This is a genomic window from Rhizobium aethiopicum (genome assembly GCF_014197535.1).
Classification (GTDB): Bacteria; Pseudomonadota; Alphaproteobacteria; order Rhizobiales; family Rhizobiaceae; genus Rhizobium; species Rhizobium aethiopicum_A.
Genome location: NZ_JACIFV010000033.1, coordinates 1 through 16,129, shown reverse-complemented (window position 1 = coordinate 16,129; position 16,129 = coordinate 1). Strand labels below are relative to the sequence as shown.

14 protein-coding genes are annotated in these 16,129 nt (G+C 60.5%); 10 read left to right on the top strand and 4 right to left on the bottom strand.

Annotation, left to right across the window (positions count from 1 at the left end):
- Positions 1-62 precede the first annotated feature (62 nt).
- Entirely contained in the window at positions 63-956 is an 894-nt protein-coding gene (locus GGD53_RS28185) for an EamA family transporter (protein WP_184460007.1), read from the top strand.
- A 158-nt stretch (positions 957-1,114) separates the two neighbouring features.
- Here the strand turns inward: GGD53_RS28185 and GGD53_RS28180 are convergent, their stop codons facing one another.
- Positions 1,115-1,549, bottom strand: a complete 435-nt coding sequence (locus tag GGD53_RS28180; RefSeq protein ID WP_184460006.1) for a hypothetical protein — start codon at positions 1,547-1,549, stop codon at positions 1,115-1,117.
- A gap of 724 nt (positions 1,550-2,273) precedes the next feature.
- On the opposite strand from GGD53_RS28180, the gene fdhA reads away from it, so the two are divergent.
- Positions 2,274-3,464, top strand: coding sequence for a formaldehyde dehydrogenase, glutathione-independent (fdhA, locus tag GGD53_RS28175; RefSeq protein WP_064695160.1), 1,191 nt, complete (start codon positions 2,274-2,276; stop codon positions 3,462-3,464).
- A 101-nt stretch (positions 3,465-3,565) separates the two neighbouring features.
- On the opposite strand, the gene GGD53_RS28170 is transcribed toward fdhA, so the two are convergent.
- A complete protein-coding gene (locus GGD53_RS28170) occupies positions 3,566-4,372 on the bottom strand; it encodes a transporter substrate-binding domain-containing protein (RefSeq protein WP_184460005.1) in 807 nt (268 codons plus the stop codon).
- Between the two features lie 88 nt (positions 4,373-4,460).
- Between GGD53_RS28170 and GGD53_RS28165 the strand changes: the two genes are divergently transcribed.
- Positions 4,461-6,866: a putative bifunctional diguanylate cyclase/phosphodiesterase gene (locus GGD53_RS28165; RefSeq protein WP_184460004.1), complete on the top strand. Its 2,406-nt coding sequence runs from the start codon at positions 4,461-4,463 to the stop codon at positions 6,864-6,866.
- Positions 6,867-6,941: 75 nt separating this feature from the next.
- The gene (locus GGD53_RS28160; protein WP_184460003.1) at positions 6,942-7,526 is read left to right on the top strand and encodes a cysteine hydrolase family protein; all 585 of its coding nucleotides are present in this window, start codon (positions 6,942-6,944) and stop codon (positions 7,524-7,526) included.
- Between the two features lie 191 nt (positions 7,527-7,717).
- On the opposite strand, the gene GGD53_RS28155 is transcribed toward GGD53_RS28160, so the two are convergent.
- On the bottom strand, positions 7,718-8,020 hold the full coding sequence (locus GGD53_RS28155; protein WP_184460002.1) for a hypothetical protein: 303 nt from the start codon (positions 8,018-8,020) through the stop codon (positions 7,718-7,720).
- Positions 8,021-8,211: 191 nt separating this feature from the next.
- Entirely contained in the window at positions 8,212-9,279 is a 1,068-nt protein-coding gene (locus GGD53_RS28150; RefSeq protein WP_184460001.1) for an ABC transporter ATP-binding protein, read from the bottom strand.
- Between the two features lie 339 nt (positions 9,280-9,618).
- Between GGD53_RS28150 and GGD53_RS28145 the strand changes: the two genes are divergently transcribed.
- The 6 genes from GGD53_RS28145 (at position 9,619) to GGD53_RS28120 (ending at position 15,938) form a co-directional block, all read left to right on the top strand.
- On the top strand, positions 9,619-11,259 hold the full coding sequence (locus GGD53_RS28145) for an extracellular solute-binding protein (RefSeq protein WP_184460000.1): 1,641 nt from the start codon (positions 9,619-9,621) through the stop codon (positions 11,257-11,259).
- 73 nt (positions 11,260-11,332) lie between these two features.
- Positions 11,333-12,451, top strand: coding sequence for a carbohydrate ABC transporter permease (locus tag GGD53_RS28140; RefSeq protein WP_184459999.1), 1,119 nt, complete (start codon positions 11,333-11,335; stop codon positions 12,449-12,451).
- The gene (locus GGD53_RS28135; RefSeq protein WP_184459998.1) at positions 12,451-13,362 is read left to right on the top strand and encodes a carbohydrate ABC transporter permease; all 912 of its coding nucleotides are present in this window, start codon (positions 12,451-12,453) and stop codon (positions 13,360-13,362) included. The genes GGD53_RS28140 and GGD53_RS28135 overlap by 1 nt, the downstream gene beginning before the upstream one ends.
- A 17-nt stretch (positions 13,363-13,379) precedes the next feature.
- The gene (locus tag GGD53_RS28130; protein WP_184459997.1) at positions 13,380-14,429 is read left to right on the top strand and encodes a LacI family DNA-binding transcriptional regulator; all 1,050 of its coding nucleotides are present in this window, start codon (positions 13,380-13,382) and stop codon (positions 14,427-14,429) included.
- 124 nt (positions 14,430-14,553) lie between these two features.
- Positions 14,554-15,015 carry an RbsD/FucU family protein gene (locus tag GGD53_RS28125; RefSeq protein WP_184459996.1) on the top strand — a complete coding sequence of 154 codons (462 nt, stop codon included), beginning with the start codon at positions 14,554-14,556 and terminating at the stop codon, positions 15,013-15,015.
- Entirely contained in the window at positions 15,012-15,938 is a 927-nt protein-coding gene (locus tag GGD53_RS28120; RefSeq protein WP_184459995.1) for a ribokinase, read from the top strand. Before GGD53_RS28125 ends, GGD53_RS28120 begins: the two co-directional genes overlap by 4 nt.
- Positions 15,939-16,129 lie beyond the last annotated feature (191 nt).

Here is a 16,129-nt window from a genome sequence, read left to right as displayed (position 1 = left end):
CTAATGTCAATTGCTGGCGCAGAAATGGGCGGCGTTCGACTTCCTTCTTTGAGAATATCCGCGTGACCATTGAAAATCCGGCCAGAGACCTCGCAGGCAGCGAGCATGAGAAGGGTGTGCTTCTCATCATTGCCGCGACCCTTGCCTGGAGCGCGAGCGGTGTTTACTCGCGGCTCCTGACCACCGACGTGTGGACGGCGATCGCCTGGCGGTCGTTGTTCGGAGGCCTGTTTCTGCTGATCCCCTGCCTTTTCCTCGAAGGGGGCATCTCGCGGCGGCAATGGCGCTCCGTCTTCCATCCATCGGGACTTGCGATGATCGCATGCCAGACCTTCAGTCAGGGCTGCTTCATCGGGGCGCTTTACATGACCACCGTCGCCAATGTGACGATGATCTATGCGACGACGCCCTTCATTGCGGCGCTATTCGGCTGGCTCATCCTCAAGGAGAGAGTGGCCGGGCGAACGATGATTGCCGGCGCCGTTTCCCTCTTCGGCGTCGGCATCATCGTCGCCTCCTCGATCGGCGGCGGCACCGGCTGGGGCGACCTCTTAGCGCTCGGCATGACCGCCTCCTTCACGCTCGTCATCATCATTCCGCGCATCGACCCCGGCGTGCCGAGCCTGCCGCCGACCGTCGTCAGCGCTTTTCTGACGCTCGCCATCTTCGCGCCTTTCGGTTCGGTCGGCTCTCTCGATCTGCACAATTGGATCGTCCTTGCCGCCTTCGGGGCGACGAATTTCTCGCTGGCGCTGGTGCTCTTCCTCGCCGGCGCGAAGCGGATGCCGCCGGCCGAAGCAGCATTGATCGGCACGATCGAAATCGTGCTGACGCCCTTCTGGGTGTGGCTGTTGTTTTCCGAGCAGCCGCCGATCGCCACCTATTTCGGCGGCGCGATCATCATCGGCGCCGTGTTCTGGCATACGGCGGTCGACTTCAACCGTGGCCGGCGGTAGGCCGGCTGGCTGCCGCCTATCCTCCGGTCCACTGACGCGACGGATCCAGCCGTGTTCGCTCATGCGCCGATGAGCGACCAAGCAATTGCCGGGCGGCCGTTTCCCACGGCGGCGCGGGCCACCCCTTTGATAGCTCCAGATGGCGGCCTCAGCCTCGATCAGACAAAGAACGCACGAAGCTGAGCGAAAAACCCGCCTGGTTTGTGAGCCGCCATCTTTCTTACGCGGCGAGCTAGTGTTGCAGCGCTGACGCGTTCCCCGAAATGACAAAAGCAGACCAGGTCGTGCAATTGCTCATCGCTGAGTTCGAAGAACCGCCTGGCTTCTCCATAGCTGTCGTTTTCCATTCCTGCCGCCCGCAGAATGGGATCAGCGAACGCAACAGAGATCGGCGTGTCGTCATCCCGCAAGGCAAGCCGATCTGCAATCGGCTGATATTCGGTTTCGTGAAGCGTCTTGAGAAACGGCCTGGGACTGTGTTCCAGACTGTCTGCCCACCGTTCAAGCCGTTCGCGCCTCGTCATTTCAAGGCGATTATAGGTCGTGCTGACCTTCGCGATCGTTTTCAACTGCTCGAGTGCATGCTGTTCCATTTCGGCCTCCTATCCCCGGAAAAATAGATGGTCCGCTCCCAAGAACAGCCTCGCTCAGGTCACAGCCGAAGTCCAATCACGATTGAAAACGACATCTGCCGCTGGCCAATAGATGTGATCGCAAGTGCCACGAGTTTAACGGGGGGAAGCCCGACAGCTGCGATAACATCATCCGGAGCGATCCGGAAAACTGCCGCATTCGCGAGATCAATCTGTCGTCCCCCGCCGAAAGTGATTACGGCTTTGCCGCCCTGTCGCCTGGAGGTGCACCTATGTCGTTTTTTTGTGCGCCGTTTTCGGTCAGGCGTGGTTTGCTGGTCATGTTCACGGCGCTGCCTCGTAAGCTGGCGACATGAACGATGCGAAGTCGGCCGCCGCCGGCGCGCTGCCCCGCAGCGGTAGAAGAACTGAAGTCCTGAAAGCGGTCCTCGGATTGACATCCGGAGACCTCGAGACGGATCGAAAGGAGGTTCTGGAGCCCGAAACCAGCTCTGTGCGCAGCAGATCTCCGGATTGCGGCGGGCGATGACGAGCGGAACGACAGGCCAGACCTTTCGTGTTCACTCTCTCCTCGATTCAGCCTGTCCCCGCCGATCTGCGAAATTTCGAAATATCGCCCGTGCGGCGATCTGAATGCCGGACTGCAGAGGAGGTAGGCCGGAGGAATAGTTGTCGTCGACTGCATCGGTTGCAGCTCGAGGCATTCAACACATGGGAGGAATCCATGAGCAAGAATAGAGGCGTCGTTTATTTGAGGCCGGGCAAGGTCGAAGTTCGCGACATCGACGACCCGAAGCTGGAAGCGCCCGATGGCCGCCGTATCGAGCACGGAGTGATCCTGAAGGTTATCTCCACCAATATCTGCGGCTCCGACCAGCACATGGTCCGCGGCCGGACGACGGCGATGCCGGGCCTGGTTCTCGGTCATGAGATCACCGGCGAGATCATCGAGAAAGGCGTTGACGTCGAGATGCTCGACATCGGCGACATCGTCTCGGTACCCTTCAACGTCGCCTGCGGCCGCTGCCGCTGCTGCAAATCTCAGGATACCGGCGTCTGCCTGACGGTAAACCCGGCCCGCGCCGGCGGCGCTTACGGCTATGTCGACATGGGCGGCTGGATCGGCGGGCAGGCACGCTACGTCACCATTCCCTATGCCGATTTCAACCTGCTGAAAATTCCGGATCGGGATAAGGCGATGGCGAAGATCCGCGATCTCACCATGCTTTCCGACATTCTGCCCACCGGCTTTCACGGTGCAGTGCGCGCAGGCGTCGGGGTCGGCTCGACCGTCTATGTCGCCGGCGCCGGTCCTGTCGGGTTAGCGGCTGCGGCTTCGGCTCGCATCCTCGGTGCCGCCGTCGTCATGATCGGCGATTTCAACAAGGATCGCCTGGCGCATGCCGCGAAGGTCGGTTTCGAACCCATCGATCTCTCCAAGAGCGATCGTCTCGGCGACATGATTGCCGAGGTCGTCGGCAGCAACGAGGTTGACAGCGCCATCGACGCAGTCGGCTTCGAGGCGCGCGGCCATTCCGGCGGGGAACAGCCGGCGATCGTGCTCAACCAGATGATGGAGATCACCCGCGCCGCAGGCTCGATCGGCATCCCCGGCCTTTACGTGACCGAGGATCCGGGCGCCGTCGACAATGCCGCCAAGCACGGCAATCTCTCGCTTCGCTTCGGTCTCGGCTGGGCAAAGGCACAGTCCTTCCACACCGGCCAAACGCCGGTGCTCAAATATAATCGCCAGCTCATGCAGGCGATCCTCCACGACCGGTTGCCGATCGCCGATATCGTCAACGCCAAGGTCATCCCGCTCGACGATGCCGCCGCTGGCTATGAAAGTTTCGACCATGGCGCGGCAACGAAATATGTCCTCGATCCGCACGGAGAGGTCGCGAAAGCCGCCTGACGCCAGGGACTGAAGACAAGATTTACGGAGCCGCGCCTGTTTTCGCAGGCGCGGCTCCGTAACAGTTTGAACCGATCGATCACCAGAGGTTTACGGCAAAACTACTGGATGCTGAACGGGAAATACTTGGCGTTGATCATGTCGTAGGTCCCGTCGGCCTTGATAGCCTTCAAGGCCTCGTTCAGGCGTGCAAGACGCTCCTTGTCATCCAGGCGCAACGCGATGCCGGCACCTTCGCCGAAATAGGTGACGTCGACCAGATCCGGTCCCTTGAACTCGCAGCAGGTTCCCGCCTTCGTGTTGGCGATCCAGTCATAAATGGCAAGCTTATCCTCGAGGATAATGTCGACGCGCCCGTCCGACAGACCTTTGTATAATTCCGGCGAAGAGCGGAAAACCGTCTTCTTCATCTCCGGATAGAGGTGGTTGGCATAGGATTCCTGCGCCGTGGACGATGTCACCCCCAGCTTTTTGCCGCTGAGGGCGGCCGGACTGACGTCGTTGATCGGCGAGTCCTTGCGGGCAATGAACACCGACGGGCTGGTGTAATATTTCTCGGTAAAAGCAACTTTCTGGCGGCGCTCCAGGCTCATCGACATGGACGAGATGATCGCATCGTATTTGCCGGCGACGAGATCGGGGATCATGTCGTCCCACTTTTCGATGATGAACTGACATTCGAACCTGCCCGCGTCGCAAAGGGCGTTGGCGATATCGATGTCAAAGCCTTGCAGCTGGTTATTTGCGTCAAGGTAGTTGAAGGGCGGAAATGCACCTTCGACGGCAACTCTCAGAGGCGTGCGATCTTGCGCAGCCAGCTGCAGCGGCGTGGTGGCGGCAAGAAGGAGGCCCAAACCGCCCACCATCAACGCTCCGCGCAATATAGTCTGAAAGGATAGACGCAACATCGTTGGAAACTCCTTGTGGCGAAATATCGTCCAATAGTGCGCTCCAGCCTTTAATTCTACGTGAACGCTTCTTTGTTAGTGTCCACGTATGCGCCCGTGTCGTGATGGGTTCAGGGGTCTAGGCTTGCACATCGTTGTTCCTTCCAGCTCCAATACGTTTCAGCAATCCTGGATCGCTTCGGGGAGAATTCTATTCCTGATCGCTGTTAGCGGGCTCGGAGCAATCGGACTGGTCGTGCTTTCCGCACTCTGGGCGGGAACCGAGAGCGATGCGGCAGCCCTCGATCGACAACGCCAGCTCGTCAATGCGCGGCTCAGGGAACAGGTCGATCAAGTCGCGCATGTCATCGGTCAATTCGGCAATGGCTACCTCTCCGGCGTTTATCCGGCCTCCCGGGCAGCCGGAGTTTCCTCCAGCCTCGACACGGTTCTGACGGCGGCGGCCGGGAGTGCGATCAGCCACACTGCGATGTCGGCCTTCGGCTATGACCAGGCCTTCGTTGTCGATAGCAAGGCGCAGCTGACCATGTTGACCGATGCCGAAACCGAAAGGCGCTATCGCTGGATGAGACCGCTCTTTCTGCCTCTCCTGAAAGACGCTCGCCTGATGGCGAACCACGGCACCGCTTCCAGCGAACGGACCCCATCATCATTGGAGAGCCGAGCGGCCAACACCGCCCGCTCGAACCATGCACTCGCCAATCTGATGCGGCTCGAAGGCCGGCCGACGATCGTGGGCGTCGTTGCCGTCAACGAAACCGCCGAAGGGCAACCACAGCCGATGCGGCAATTCCTGATCGTCGTGCGGTTTCTCGACGGCGCGGCGCTCGACGAGTTGAGCCGGCAGCAAGGCCTCAACGGCGCCCGCTTCGCGCGAACGGCCGACGCTGATGAAAACGAGGTTGCGTTCCAGATCGACGCAACGGCAAACGGCGAACCGATCGGCTTTATCGTATGGCGGCCTGATCTTCCTGGTTCGAGAGTGATCGGCCGCTTGATGCCGGCGCTTTCGATTGCCGCCCTGGTGATCGCGGTCCTGTTTTCGGTTCTGCTGGTGCGCCTGCGAAGCAGTCTCGGCGAACTGAAGAAAAGCGAGCTGCACGCAAGGCAGCTCGCCTTGCATGATGTGCTGACTGGCCTTCCCAATCGCGCCTTGTTCGCGATGCGGTTCGAGGCGTGCCTGACCGATACACGCAATTCCGCCGAGCGGTCGGCAGTGGCGCTTCTTGACCTCGACCGCTTCAAGGCGGTGAACGACACTTTCGGGCATGCTGCCGGCGACGAACTCATCAGAATGGCTGCGGAGCGGATCCACGCGTTGCTTCGTCCGGGCGACACGCTTGCCCGGCTTGGCGGGGACGAATTTGCCGTGCTTCTCCGGAACGTCAAAGATGATCAAATCCTGCCGTCCATCTGCGAAGCGATCGTTGCCGAACTCGGCAAACCCTTCCCGCTGTTGAGGGGCGAAGCGGTCGCCCGGGTCGGCGGCTCGATCGGCGTCACCGTCGTGCCGGATGCCGGGCGCAATGCCGACGATCTCATGCGTTATGCCGACGTCGCGCTCTACGAGGCCAAGATGGGCGGAAGAGGCCAGTGGCGCGTCTATTCGCCATCCATGGACGGTGGCAGGAATGCGCGTGACGTCCTCAAGAACGAATTGCGGGATGTTCTGGCGAAGAGCACGGCCTTGTCGGCCGGCGTTCCACAACCCGGTCCGATCGGCCACAGACCGGACTTCGGGTCGCTTGAGGTCTACTATCAGACCGTGCATCGCGCCGAGGGCGGATACTCGGCGTCGGGCGCGGAGGCTCTCGTGCGCTGGCGTCATAGTCAGCGCGGACTGTTGATGCCTGCCAGCTTCATCCCTGCGGCCGAGGAAGGCGGCCTCATCGACGCCCTCGGTCTCTGGGTGCTGCGCGAAGCCTGCAGAGCTGCCTGCAAGTGGCCTAAAGACACCTTTGTGGCCGTGAATGTGTCTCCCTCCCAGTTGAGAAGGCCCAACTTCGCCGAGGAGGTCTTCGCCGTGCTTGAAGAGACCGGCTTGCCGCCGTCGCGACTGGAGCTCGAACTCACCGAGTCTTCGCTGATCGAGGATAGCTCGGATGTCTACACGGTACTGAAATCGCTGCGTGGCCACGGAGTTCAGATTTCGCTGGATGATTTTGGAACCGGCTTTTCGTGCCTCAGCCACCTGGTCCGTTTCGACATAGACCGCATTAAGATCGATCGTTCCTTCGTGTCCCAGCTGGGCGCAAAAGCCAACGGCGCTGCCATCATCGGCGCCATCGTCACTCTCAGCCGCAACCTCGGCATTTCGACGACGGCCGAAGGGGTCGAAACCGAATATCAAAGGGACTTTTTGGCCGCCCTCGGCTGCACCGACCTTCAGGGCTACTTCTTCTCCAAACCGGTTCCGCTTCGCGAACTCGAGTGCTTCGGCAAATCCGAAAGCGGCGCCGCATCACGGACGATCGCTCCAGGAGCCATTGCCTGAGCACCGTTTGATCTTCGGCGATCAGGAACTTTCGTCCCGGGCAGCGGTTGACGCCCAGGACGAACGGAGGATGTGATGGGCGAGATCGGCGAGTGGCGGCATCTTTGCGTCGACATGCAGCGGATGTTTGCCGAAGACACGCCATGGCACGTTCCATGGATGGCCCGGATCTCCCCTCAGATCGAGGAACTCGCCGGCCGCTATCCGTCCCGAACGATCTTCACCCGTTTCGTGCCGCCTCAGCATGCGGATGCGATGCCGGGAAAATGGCGCGATTATTACCGGAAATGGTGGATGATGACGGGTGAGCATCTTCCGCATGGCCTCGTCGAGCTGACTTCCTCGCTCGCCTCGCATGTTCCGCCGGCAAGATATTTCGACAAACGCACCTATTCCCCCTGGATCGACGGCCGCCTTCATACGATCCTTCAATCGGAACGGGTCGACACCCTTGTGATTACCGGCGGGGAAACGGACGTCTGCGTGCTCGCCGCGACGCTCGGCGCCATCGATCTCGGCTATCGTGTCATCATGCTGAAGGACGCCGTCTTCAGCAGCGCCGACGACACCTATGACGCATCGCTGGAACTTCTCCACGACCGCTTTTCCGTGCAGCTCGAACTCATGGAGACCGAGGAGTTCTTGAGCGGCCTTGGCTGAGAAGCTGAGACTGCCGCGCCGCCGCGCTGCGACGAAAGCCGGCTTCGGGAATACGGCGTATTCAGCGAGATCGCCTGCGTGAAATTCGATCGCCGCGACGTCGAACGCGACGGGCGCATCCGAATTCTGCCGCCGACCCTTGGTGGATGGTGAAGGCGTGCAGGCGACCCGCCTGCCGGGGTGATCGCGGCCTAGTCGGCTCGCCTCTCGTCTTCGGCTTCTTCCAGAGCTGCGCTCAAAAGTTGGAGTGCGAATTCCTCTGCAGCCTTTTCGTCATCCGTGCATAACTTCAATGGGGCACACCTCGCCTTCAGATTATGGATAAGTCTCCGGCGAAGCTTGGAAACCAGGCGGGACTCCGTCTTGGCGAGAAGCTCCTGCAGGCAGGTGACGGCAATCACTTCAAACATCAGAAGCCTGCCTTCGACTTCACCTTGCGAAGGAATGGGAAACCGCTCGCCGCCCCGCTTCAAATCTCGGTCTGTCGAAAGCATTGATCGCCTCCAAGCCCATAGAGTCCCGTTGCTCTCCGGCATGCCCTCCGCGGCCGCTGCCGTCAGCGAACAAGCAGCCCACAGGGTGAAAATCGGTCACGCATTGACGAGGTCAAGGAATCGACTGCCATGGCGGCCAGCCTTTTCGTATTTAGCCCCGAGGAATGCTGCATTGATCGGGAGACGGCTCCTCAATCCCGTCGCAGCGTCTTACCGGATTCCGCATCGAACAGATGAAGCTTGCCCGGCCGGGCAGCGATCGTTACGGCCTGCCCCGGCTCGAAATCGTGACGTTCAGACAGCACGGCGACAAGCTCGCCGGATCCGTAGCGCAGAAATACCATCGTCTCGTGGCCGGTGGGCTCGGTGACGTTGACGGTCGTCTTCAGGCCGCTCGGAGCGAGCGACAGGTGTTCGGGCCGCACGCCCAGAAGCACAGCCTGGCCATCGGAGGCCTCCGGCGTGAAACCGAGCGCGATCTCATCGCCTGTCTCCGTGACGAAGACGGCTCCATCGGCCTTGTAATGACCTTTCAGCAGGTTCATCGACGGCGAGCCGATGAAGGTGGCCACGAAGGTATTGCGCGGACGGTCGTAGAGTTCCAGCGGCGTTCCCGTCTGTTCGATCTTGCCGCCCTGCATGACCACGATCTTGTCCGCCATGGTCATCGCTTCGACCTGGTCATGGGTGACGTAGATCGTCGTGGTTCTCAGTCTTTGGTGGAGTTCCTTGATCTCCTTGCGCATCTGCACGCGCAGCTTGGCGTCGAGATTCGACAGGGGCTCGTCGAAGAGGAAGACCTGCGGCGATCGGACAATGGCTCGTCCCATCGCCACGCGCTGCCGCTGGCCGCCCGAAAGCTGGCGCGGATAGCGGTCAAGATAGGGCACGAGGTCGAGTGTTTCGGCCGCCGCCTGCAGGCGCTGCTTGATGAGATCGGCCGGCTGCTTCTGGAGGCGCAGCGCGAAGACCATGTTCTCGGCAACGGTCTTGTGCGGATAAAGCGCATAGCTCTGGAAGACCATCGCAATATCGCGGTCCTTCGGCGGCAGATTGTTGACGATCTTTCCGCCGATCGAGATGGTACCGCCGGTAATGCTCTCGAGCCCTGCGACCATGCGCAGCAAGGTCGACTTGCCGCAGCCGGAGGGGCCGACGAGCACCACGAACTCGCCGTCGCGAATGTCTATATTGACCCCATGCAGGATATTTAAGGCGCCGTATGCCTTCCGCGCCTCTGAAATATTGACCTCAGCCATATGCCTCCCACTCGCTTTCCGGTCACCCCAGGCACACACTCCAGGGGATGAATCTCTCGACAGTATCCAGCGTATGAGGCACAGCGAAAACGCGCTCTGCCACAACCCGAAATACCTTCAAAACCTCCTCCATGAAACGTTTCATTTTTTATTGACTTTTTCCGCTTCCCGTCTAATGCTCAATGATGAGACCGAGAGGAGCGGTTTCAAACAAGAATTATGAAACGTTTCATTTTCTTGTTTACCAGATAGTTCTGCACGAGACCAGTCCCAAATTCGGGCCGGAGCCTATCCGGAACACTGGCTGGCGGCAGCGCACCAAACGTGGAGGAGGAAGACATGAAAGTCGAAATTTACGATGCATTGATGCGCCGTCAGGCAAGCCGCCGCGACGTTTTGCGGGGAACGGCAAGTGCGGCGGCTCTGCTCGGCCTGTCCGGCGCGATGGGCGGAATTGTCGGCACCGCATTCGCCGCCGATGACCTACGCGCGCAGATCCTGCAGATCCCGGGCGTGGGCAAGGGTTCGCCGACGGACGCGGACTGGCAGAAGGTCGGCGAGCTCTGCCTCGGCCCGACTAAGGCCAATGTCAATCAGGGCGAATTCGCCGGCGTCGAGCTGACCTTTATGGGGCTCAACAACCAGAATCTGCACAACTTCCTGTTCCGCGGCTTCCTGAAGCCTTGGGAAGCCTATACCGGCGCCAAGATCAACTGGATCGACCTTGCTCAGGCCGATTACAACGCCCGCCTTCAGCAGTCGATCGCAACCGGCACGGTCGATTTCGACATCCTTGAAATGGGCGCGCCTTTCGAAGGCGATACCGCCGGACGCGGGCTTCTCGACGAGATGCCTGATTGGGCTGCAAAGCAGGTCGAAGCCGACGACCTGGTGAGCTACCTGAAGCCACCGGTTGGCACCTGGGACGGCAAGACCTATCGTGTCACGATCGACGGCGACTGCCACACCTTCGCCTATCGCAAGGATTACTTCGGCGAAGGCTCGATCAGCGGCATGGCCGAGCCGCCGAAGACCTGGCAGGAGGTCAACGCAGCGTCCAAGGCGCTGATCGGCAAGACCGATCCCTTGACCAGCCAGCCGGCCTACGGCTATCTCGACCCGCTCAAGGGCTGGGGCGGCTTTGGCTTCTATTTCATCGAAAACCGTGCGACGGCCTATGCCAAATATCCCGGCGATCCGGCCTGGCTGTTCGACCCCGAAAATATGAAGCCGCTGGTTAATAACCCCGCCTGGGTCCAGGCAATCCAGGACGTCCTGGATTTGATCGCAGCCAAGGCCTATCCGGCCGATCAGATCAATGCGGACCCCGGCACCACGGCCTTCTCGCAGTTTCTGGCAGGCACCGGTGCAATGCTGATGTGGTGGGGCGATGTTGGCTCCGGCGCCCGCACATCCGATACCTCGGTCGTCGGCGACGTGGTCGGCTTCGGCATCAACCGCGGCTCCAACCGCGTCTACAACCGCAAGACCGGGCAGTGGGAAGACAAGTATAACGAGGCGCCCAACATGGCCTACCTCGGCTGGGGTATCTATGTCACCAAGCGAGTCTCCAGTGACGAGAAAAAACGCAAGGCGGCCTGGTCTGCTGCAGCCCATCTCGGCGGCAAGGATCTTTCCCTTTGGACGTCGGCCTATCCGTCCGGCTTCCAACCCTATCGCCAGTCGCACTTCAACTACGACGAATGGGAAAAGGCAGGTTACGACCGCGCCTACATCGAGGATTATCTGGGTTCGAACGCCGACAGCTACAACCATCCGAACGCTGCGATCGAGCCGCGCATCCCCGGCATCTTCCAATACTACTCCGTTGCGGAGGACGAATTGGCGAAGGGCTTTGCCGGACAATACAAGTCGGCACAGGAAACGGCGGATGCAATCGCCGCCGCCTGGGAAAAGATCACCGACCAGATCGGCCGTGATAGCCAGCTGAAGCTCTATCGGACGAGCCTCGGGCTCTGATCGATTGGCATAAACGCGCTGGCGGACTGAAAAGGCTCCGCCGGCGCCCATCCTGTCCGGGCGAGGAATATCAATGTCGACAGTCGAAGGCGACCTGCTCCACACGGTCGAAGCCGGCTCCATTTCCGCGAGCCGCCGTTTCTGGGGCCGCGCGGCTCTGTGGCTGAGCGCCATATGGTTCATCGCATCCTTTGTATTGGAAGCTGTCCACGAACTTGGCTGGACCGATTGGGGCTTTGCCAATTGGCGGCCGGTTCTCTACGCCTATTTCATCTGGGCCGCGGTTCTTTGCGTCACCCGCGTCGTCATATACGGCGAGGCCGGCAAGAAGGCGCTATTTGTTCTGCCGGCAGCACTCTTCGTCGTATCGATGGTGGTCTTCCCGCTGCTCTTTGCGCTCTGGATCGGCTTCTCCGACTGGAACCTCGCCTCTTCGGCCGGGCGGCGCTTCAACGGGCTTGATAATGTGCGCCGGATGATCGCCGATCCGTTCTATGCCAATGCCTTGCTCAACATGATCCTTTATTGCCTTGCGATTGCCGTCGAGTATGCGATCGCCTTCGGCCTGGCGCTGCTCCTCAACCAGGAAATCATTGCCCGGAAGTTCTGGCGGGTTACTTTCCTCGTGCCCTTGATGTTGTCGCCAGTCGCGGTGAGCTGGATGGTGGGCAAGTCGATGCTGGAAACCCGTTTCGGCCCGATCGCGCGCATGGCCCGCTGGCTCGGCTGGGAAAACCCGTCCTTTTTCGGCGATCCGCTGACGGCGCGCCTTTGGATCATGATCATGGACGCCTGGACCTTCATTCCCTTCATGATGATCATGCTGCTCGCCGGACTGCAGGCCTTGTCGAGGGAGGTGCTGGAGGCGGCAGAAGTCGACGGCGCCACCAAATGGCAGCGCTTCTGGCAGGTGATTTTCCCGCTGATGCTGCCTGTGTCGGTCACGGCAGTGATGATCCGCATCATCTTCAAGCTCAAGCTCGCCGACATCATCATCACGGTGACATCGGGAGGCCCCGGCGGGGCGACCGACTCCGTCACCAGCTTCATCTACCGCGAATACCGAGACCGCTCGAATGTCGGATATGGGACCCTGCTCGCGCTCGTCTATCTGGTGATCATCGTCTTCGGCATGACAGTGCTGATGAAGATCTCCGACCGTATCGTGAAGCGGATGACAGGAAGGCTCTGATGGTTCGCATCGATTTCGAAAAATACGGACGCGGCCAGCGCATTCGCTGGTGGGCCATGCGTTTGGCCGTCTACGGCCTGCTCGTCATCTGGGCCTGTGTCTGCATCTTTCCGCTATTCTGGACGGTTTCGACCTCGTTCAAAACAGCCGCAGATGTCATGCGCGGCAATCTGATCCCATGGTTCAATTTCGCGCCCAACTGGCTCGGCTGGCGTTCGCTCGGGATCTCTCCCGATACGATTTCCCAGATCTCGACGGTGCGTGACGAGTTCATGCGCAGGCTCTGGAACAGCGTCATCATTTCCGTCACGGCATCCGCGCTTGCGGTTGTGCTCGGATCGCTCGCCGCTTACGGCCTCAGCCGCTTCTCCTACAAGTTCGGCCATATGCGCAATTCCGACATTTCCTTCTTCTTCCTGTCGCAGCTGATTATGCCGCCCGTCGTCCTCGCCCTGCCATTCCTGGTTCTCTACAAGGAACTGGCGCTGCTCGACACCTATGCTGGCATGATCGCCGTTTATACGCTGATGGTTCTGCCGATCGTCGTCTGGATCATGCGCGACCAGTTCGCCACCATACCGGTCGAGCTCGAGGAGGCCGCGCTGGTCGACGGCCTGTCGATCTGGGGCGCATTTGCCCGCATCATCGTGCCGCTCGTTCTGCCGGGCATGGTTGCCGCCTTCCTTTTGGCGCTGATCCTGTGCTGGAACGAATATTTCTTCGCCGCGCTGCTGACCTCCACCAACACCAACACCCTGCCGGTGATGATTGCCAGCCAGACAGGCAGTCAGGGCATCAACTGGTGGTCGATGGCCGCCCTTTCTACCGCCGGTATCCTTCCGCTGGTCATCGTCGGCGTCGTGTTGGAAAAGCACATCATCGCCGGGATGACCGCAGGAGCGGTGAAATAGCCGCGGGACGTTTGAACATGGCAAAGATGCCCACAGTCAAGGATGTCGCCGAATATGCGGGCGTCTCCGTGGGCACCGTTTCGCGTGTTCTGTCGGGCGAAGCCGCGGTCAAACCCATGTTGCGTGAAAGGGTCAACGACGCCATTTCGGCGCTCGGTTACCGACCGAACGTGACTGCACGAGCCTTGCGCACCAGCAGAACCGACGTCATCGGCCTCGTCGTTCCCGACATCACCAATCCTTTTTTTGCGCAGCTTGCGGCAAGCATCGAGCGCGCGGCGCTCGAATGCGGTCACAGCCTGATGCTGGCAAGCTCGCATAACGACAGCGAGGCGGAGCAGAGCCATGTTTCGGCTTTTCTCGACCGATCGGTGCGCGGCATCATCGTGGTGGCTTCGAGCGACGGTTCTGGTCTCGATCTGCCAGCCTCGGTGCCGGTCATATCGCTGGACCGGCGTTTCGGCATCTTTCCCCTGGTGTCGACCAACCATGCGCAGGCGGCCACACTGATTGCCGATCATCTCTATGGGCTGGGGCACCGGCGCATCGCCTATATTGCCGGGCCGACCGACACCGAAGCGGGGCGCATCCGCAAAGAGGCCTTTGTCAGCCGCATGGACGGCTTCGGCAAGACCGGCGAGCCTGTCGAACTGGAAATCGCCTATGGCAGATTCGACTACGAATCCGGCGAAAGAATTGCCCGTGAGCTGCTTTCGCGCCCGCCACAAAGCCGGCCGACGGCGATCGCTGCCGCCAGCGACCAGCAGGCGATCGGTGCATTACGCGCCGCCCGTGACCTCAAGATCGACGTGCCGCGAAAACTGTCCGTCACAGGTTTCGACGACATTTCGCTTGCCAATCTGGTGGTGCCGCGGCTGACAACCATCCGCCAGCCGGCCGACATGCTGGCGCGGCGCGCGGTCAGCCTTCTCCTGGAGGAACCGCCGGGCAAGGGGGACGAAATGGTGGACGGATCGCTGATCGTGCGTGGTTCGAGCGGCCCGTGCCCGCAACCCGGCGCACCGGCCCGAAAACCGGAATCGATTCTCGGAAAGCCCGATGCGTAGATCCAAACAGTGGGAGCGTCCTTTGTGCGTCCGAAAGGGCGCGCGGCACTCCAGGGCGGATGTCGCCGGACACAGAAATTGAAGCACGGCCGGGCGTACCGGCTAGAGAAAGGATGGAAGATCAATGCTCAAGGGAATTCGGGCCGAACTCAATGGCGACATTCTTCAGGCACTTAGCAACATGGGACATGGCGACTATCTCGTCATCTCCGACATGAATTTTCCATCGGATTCGATAGCCCGCCAGACGCGTCTGGGTAAACTGCTGACCATGGAAAACATTCCCGCGCCGCAGGCGATCGACGCGGTCCTTTCGGTCCTGCCTCTGGACACGCCGATTCAGCCGTCGGTTGGCCGCATGGAAGTGATCGGCAAACCAGATGAAATCCCGCCGATCCAACAGGAAGTACAGTCGATTGTCGACCGGGCCGAAGGCAAGCCGTCGCCGATGTATCCCGTCGAACGCATGGCGTTCTACGACATCGCCAAAAAGGCTTATTGCGTGATCGCGACCGGGGAATTGCGGTTCTATGGATGCTTCCTTTTGACCAAGGGCGTCATTCCAGCGGAAGAGGCCGTCAGATGAGCGAGAAAAGCGGGATCGTCATTTTAGGCATTTTTGCCGCCGACACCGCCTACAAGGCAAAGCGCCTGCCCCATATCGCCGAGACGCTGATGGGGTCGGGTTTCACGCTCGGGCCGGGAGGCAAGGGCTCCAACCAGGCGATTGCCGCGGCAAAGGCAGGCGGCAAGGTGACTTTCATTTCACGGGTGGGCAACGACGCGTTCGGCGCGATGGCCCTTGCGGCCTATGCGGAGGCGGGCGTCAAAGCCAATGTGATGAAGATGGAAGGCGTTTCCACGGGCGCCGCCTTCATCTTCGTCGACGAGGTGAGCGGCGACAACGCCATTATCGTGGTGCCGGGCGCCGCGGGGCTGATCGGCGTCGAAGATGTCGAAGCGAACCGGGCGGCGATCGAAAGCGCCGCTATTTTCATGACACAGCTCGAACAGCCGCTGGAAGCGGCCTTGCATGCCTTGTCGATCGCGAAAAGGGCGGGGGGCATTACGATCTTCAACCCGGCGCCTGCCGGCGCCATCCCGGACAGCATCTACGGCTTGTGCGATTTCATCGTTCCCAACGAAGTCGAAGCGGCGGAATTGGTGGGCCATGCGATCGAAACCGATGAGCAGGCACGTGCAGCGGCACACACGCTGGTCGATCGGGGCGCGAAAGCAGCGGTCATCACGCTCGGCGCCCGCGGTGCGTTCTATCACACCGCCGGTCAGAGCGAATTCGTGCCCGCATTTTCGGCGGGAAATGTCATTGACACAACCGGGGCCGGCGACGCCTTCGTCGGCGGGTTCGCGACGGCGATTTCGGAAGGCCGGGCGCCAACCGAGGCCGTCCGCTTCGGCTGCGCGACCGCCGCAATCGCGGTAACACGGCCGGGCACGGCTCCCGCCATGCCTTCTCGCGCCGAGATCACCGCCTTGCTGGGCTCCTGATGATTGAATACCGCAGAGGAATTGGGCGAGGCGTGTCAGCCTCACCATTTCCTGAAACCATCAAGCAAGTCTTTGGCGCGGCTGGAAAAATCTTTGGTTCCATAATCTGTCTTATGCGATTTTTGTTTGTAAGGGCTATTTAGTAATGCGACAGTTGGGCCAGTTAGAGATGCGACAGTCTCGCCTCTCGA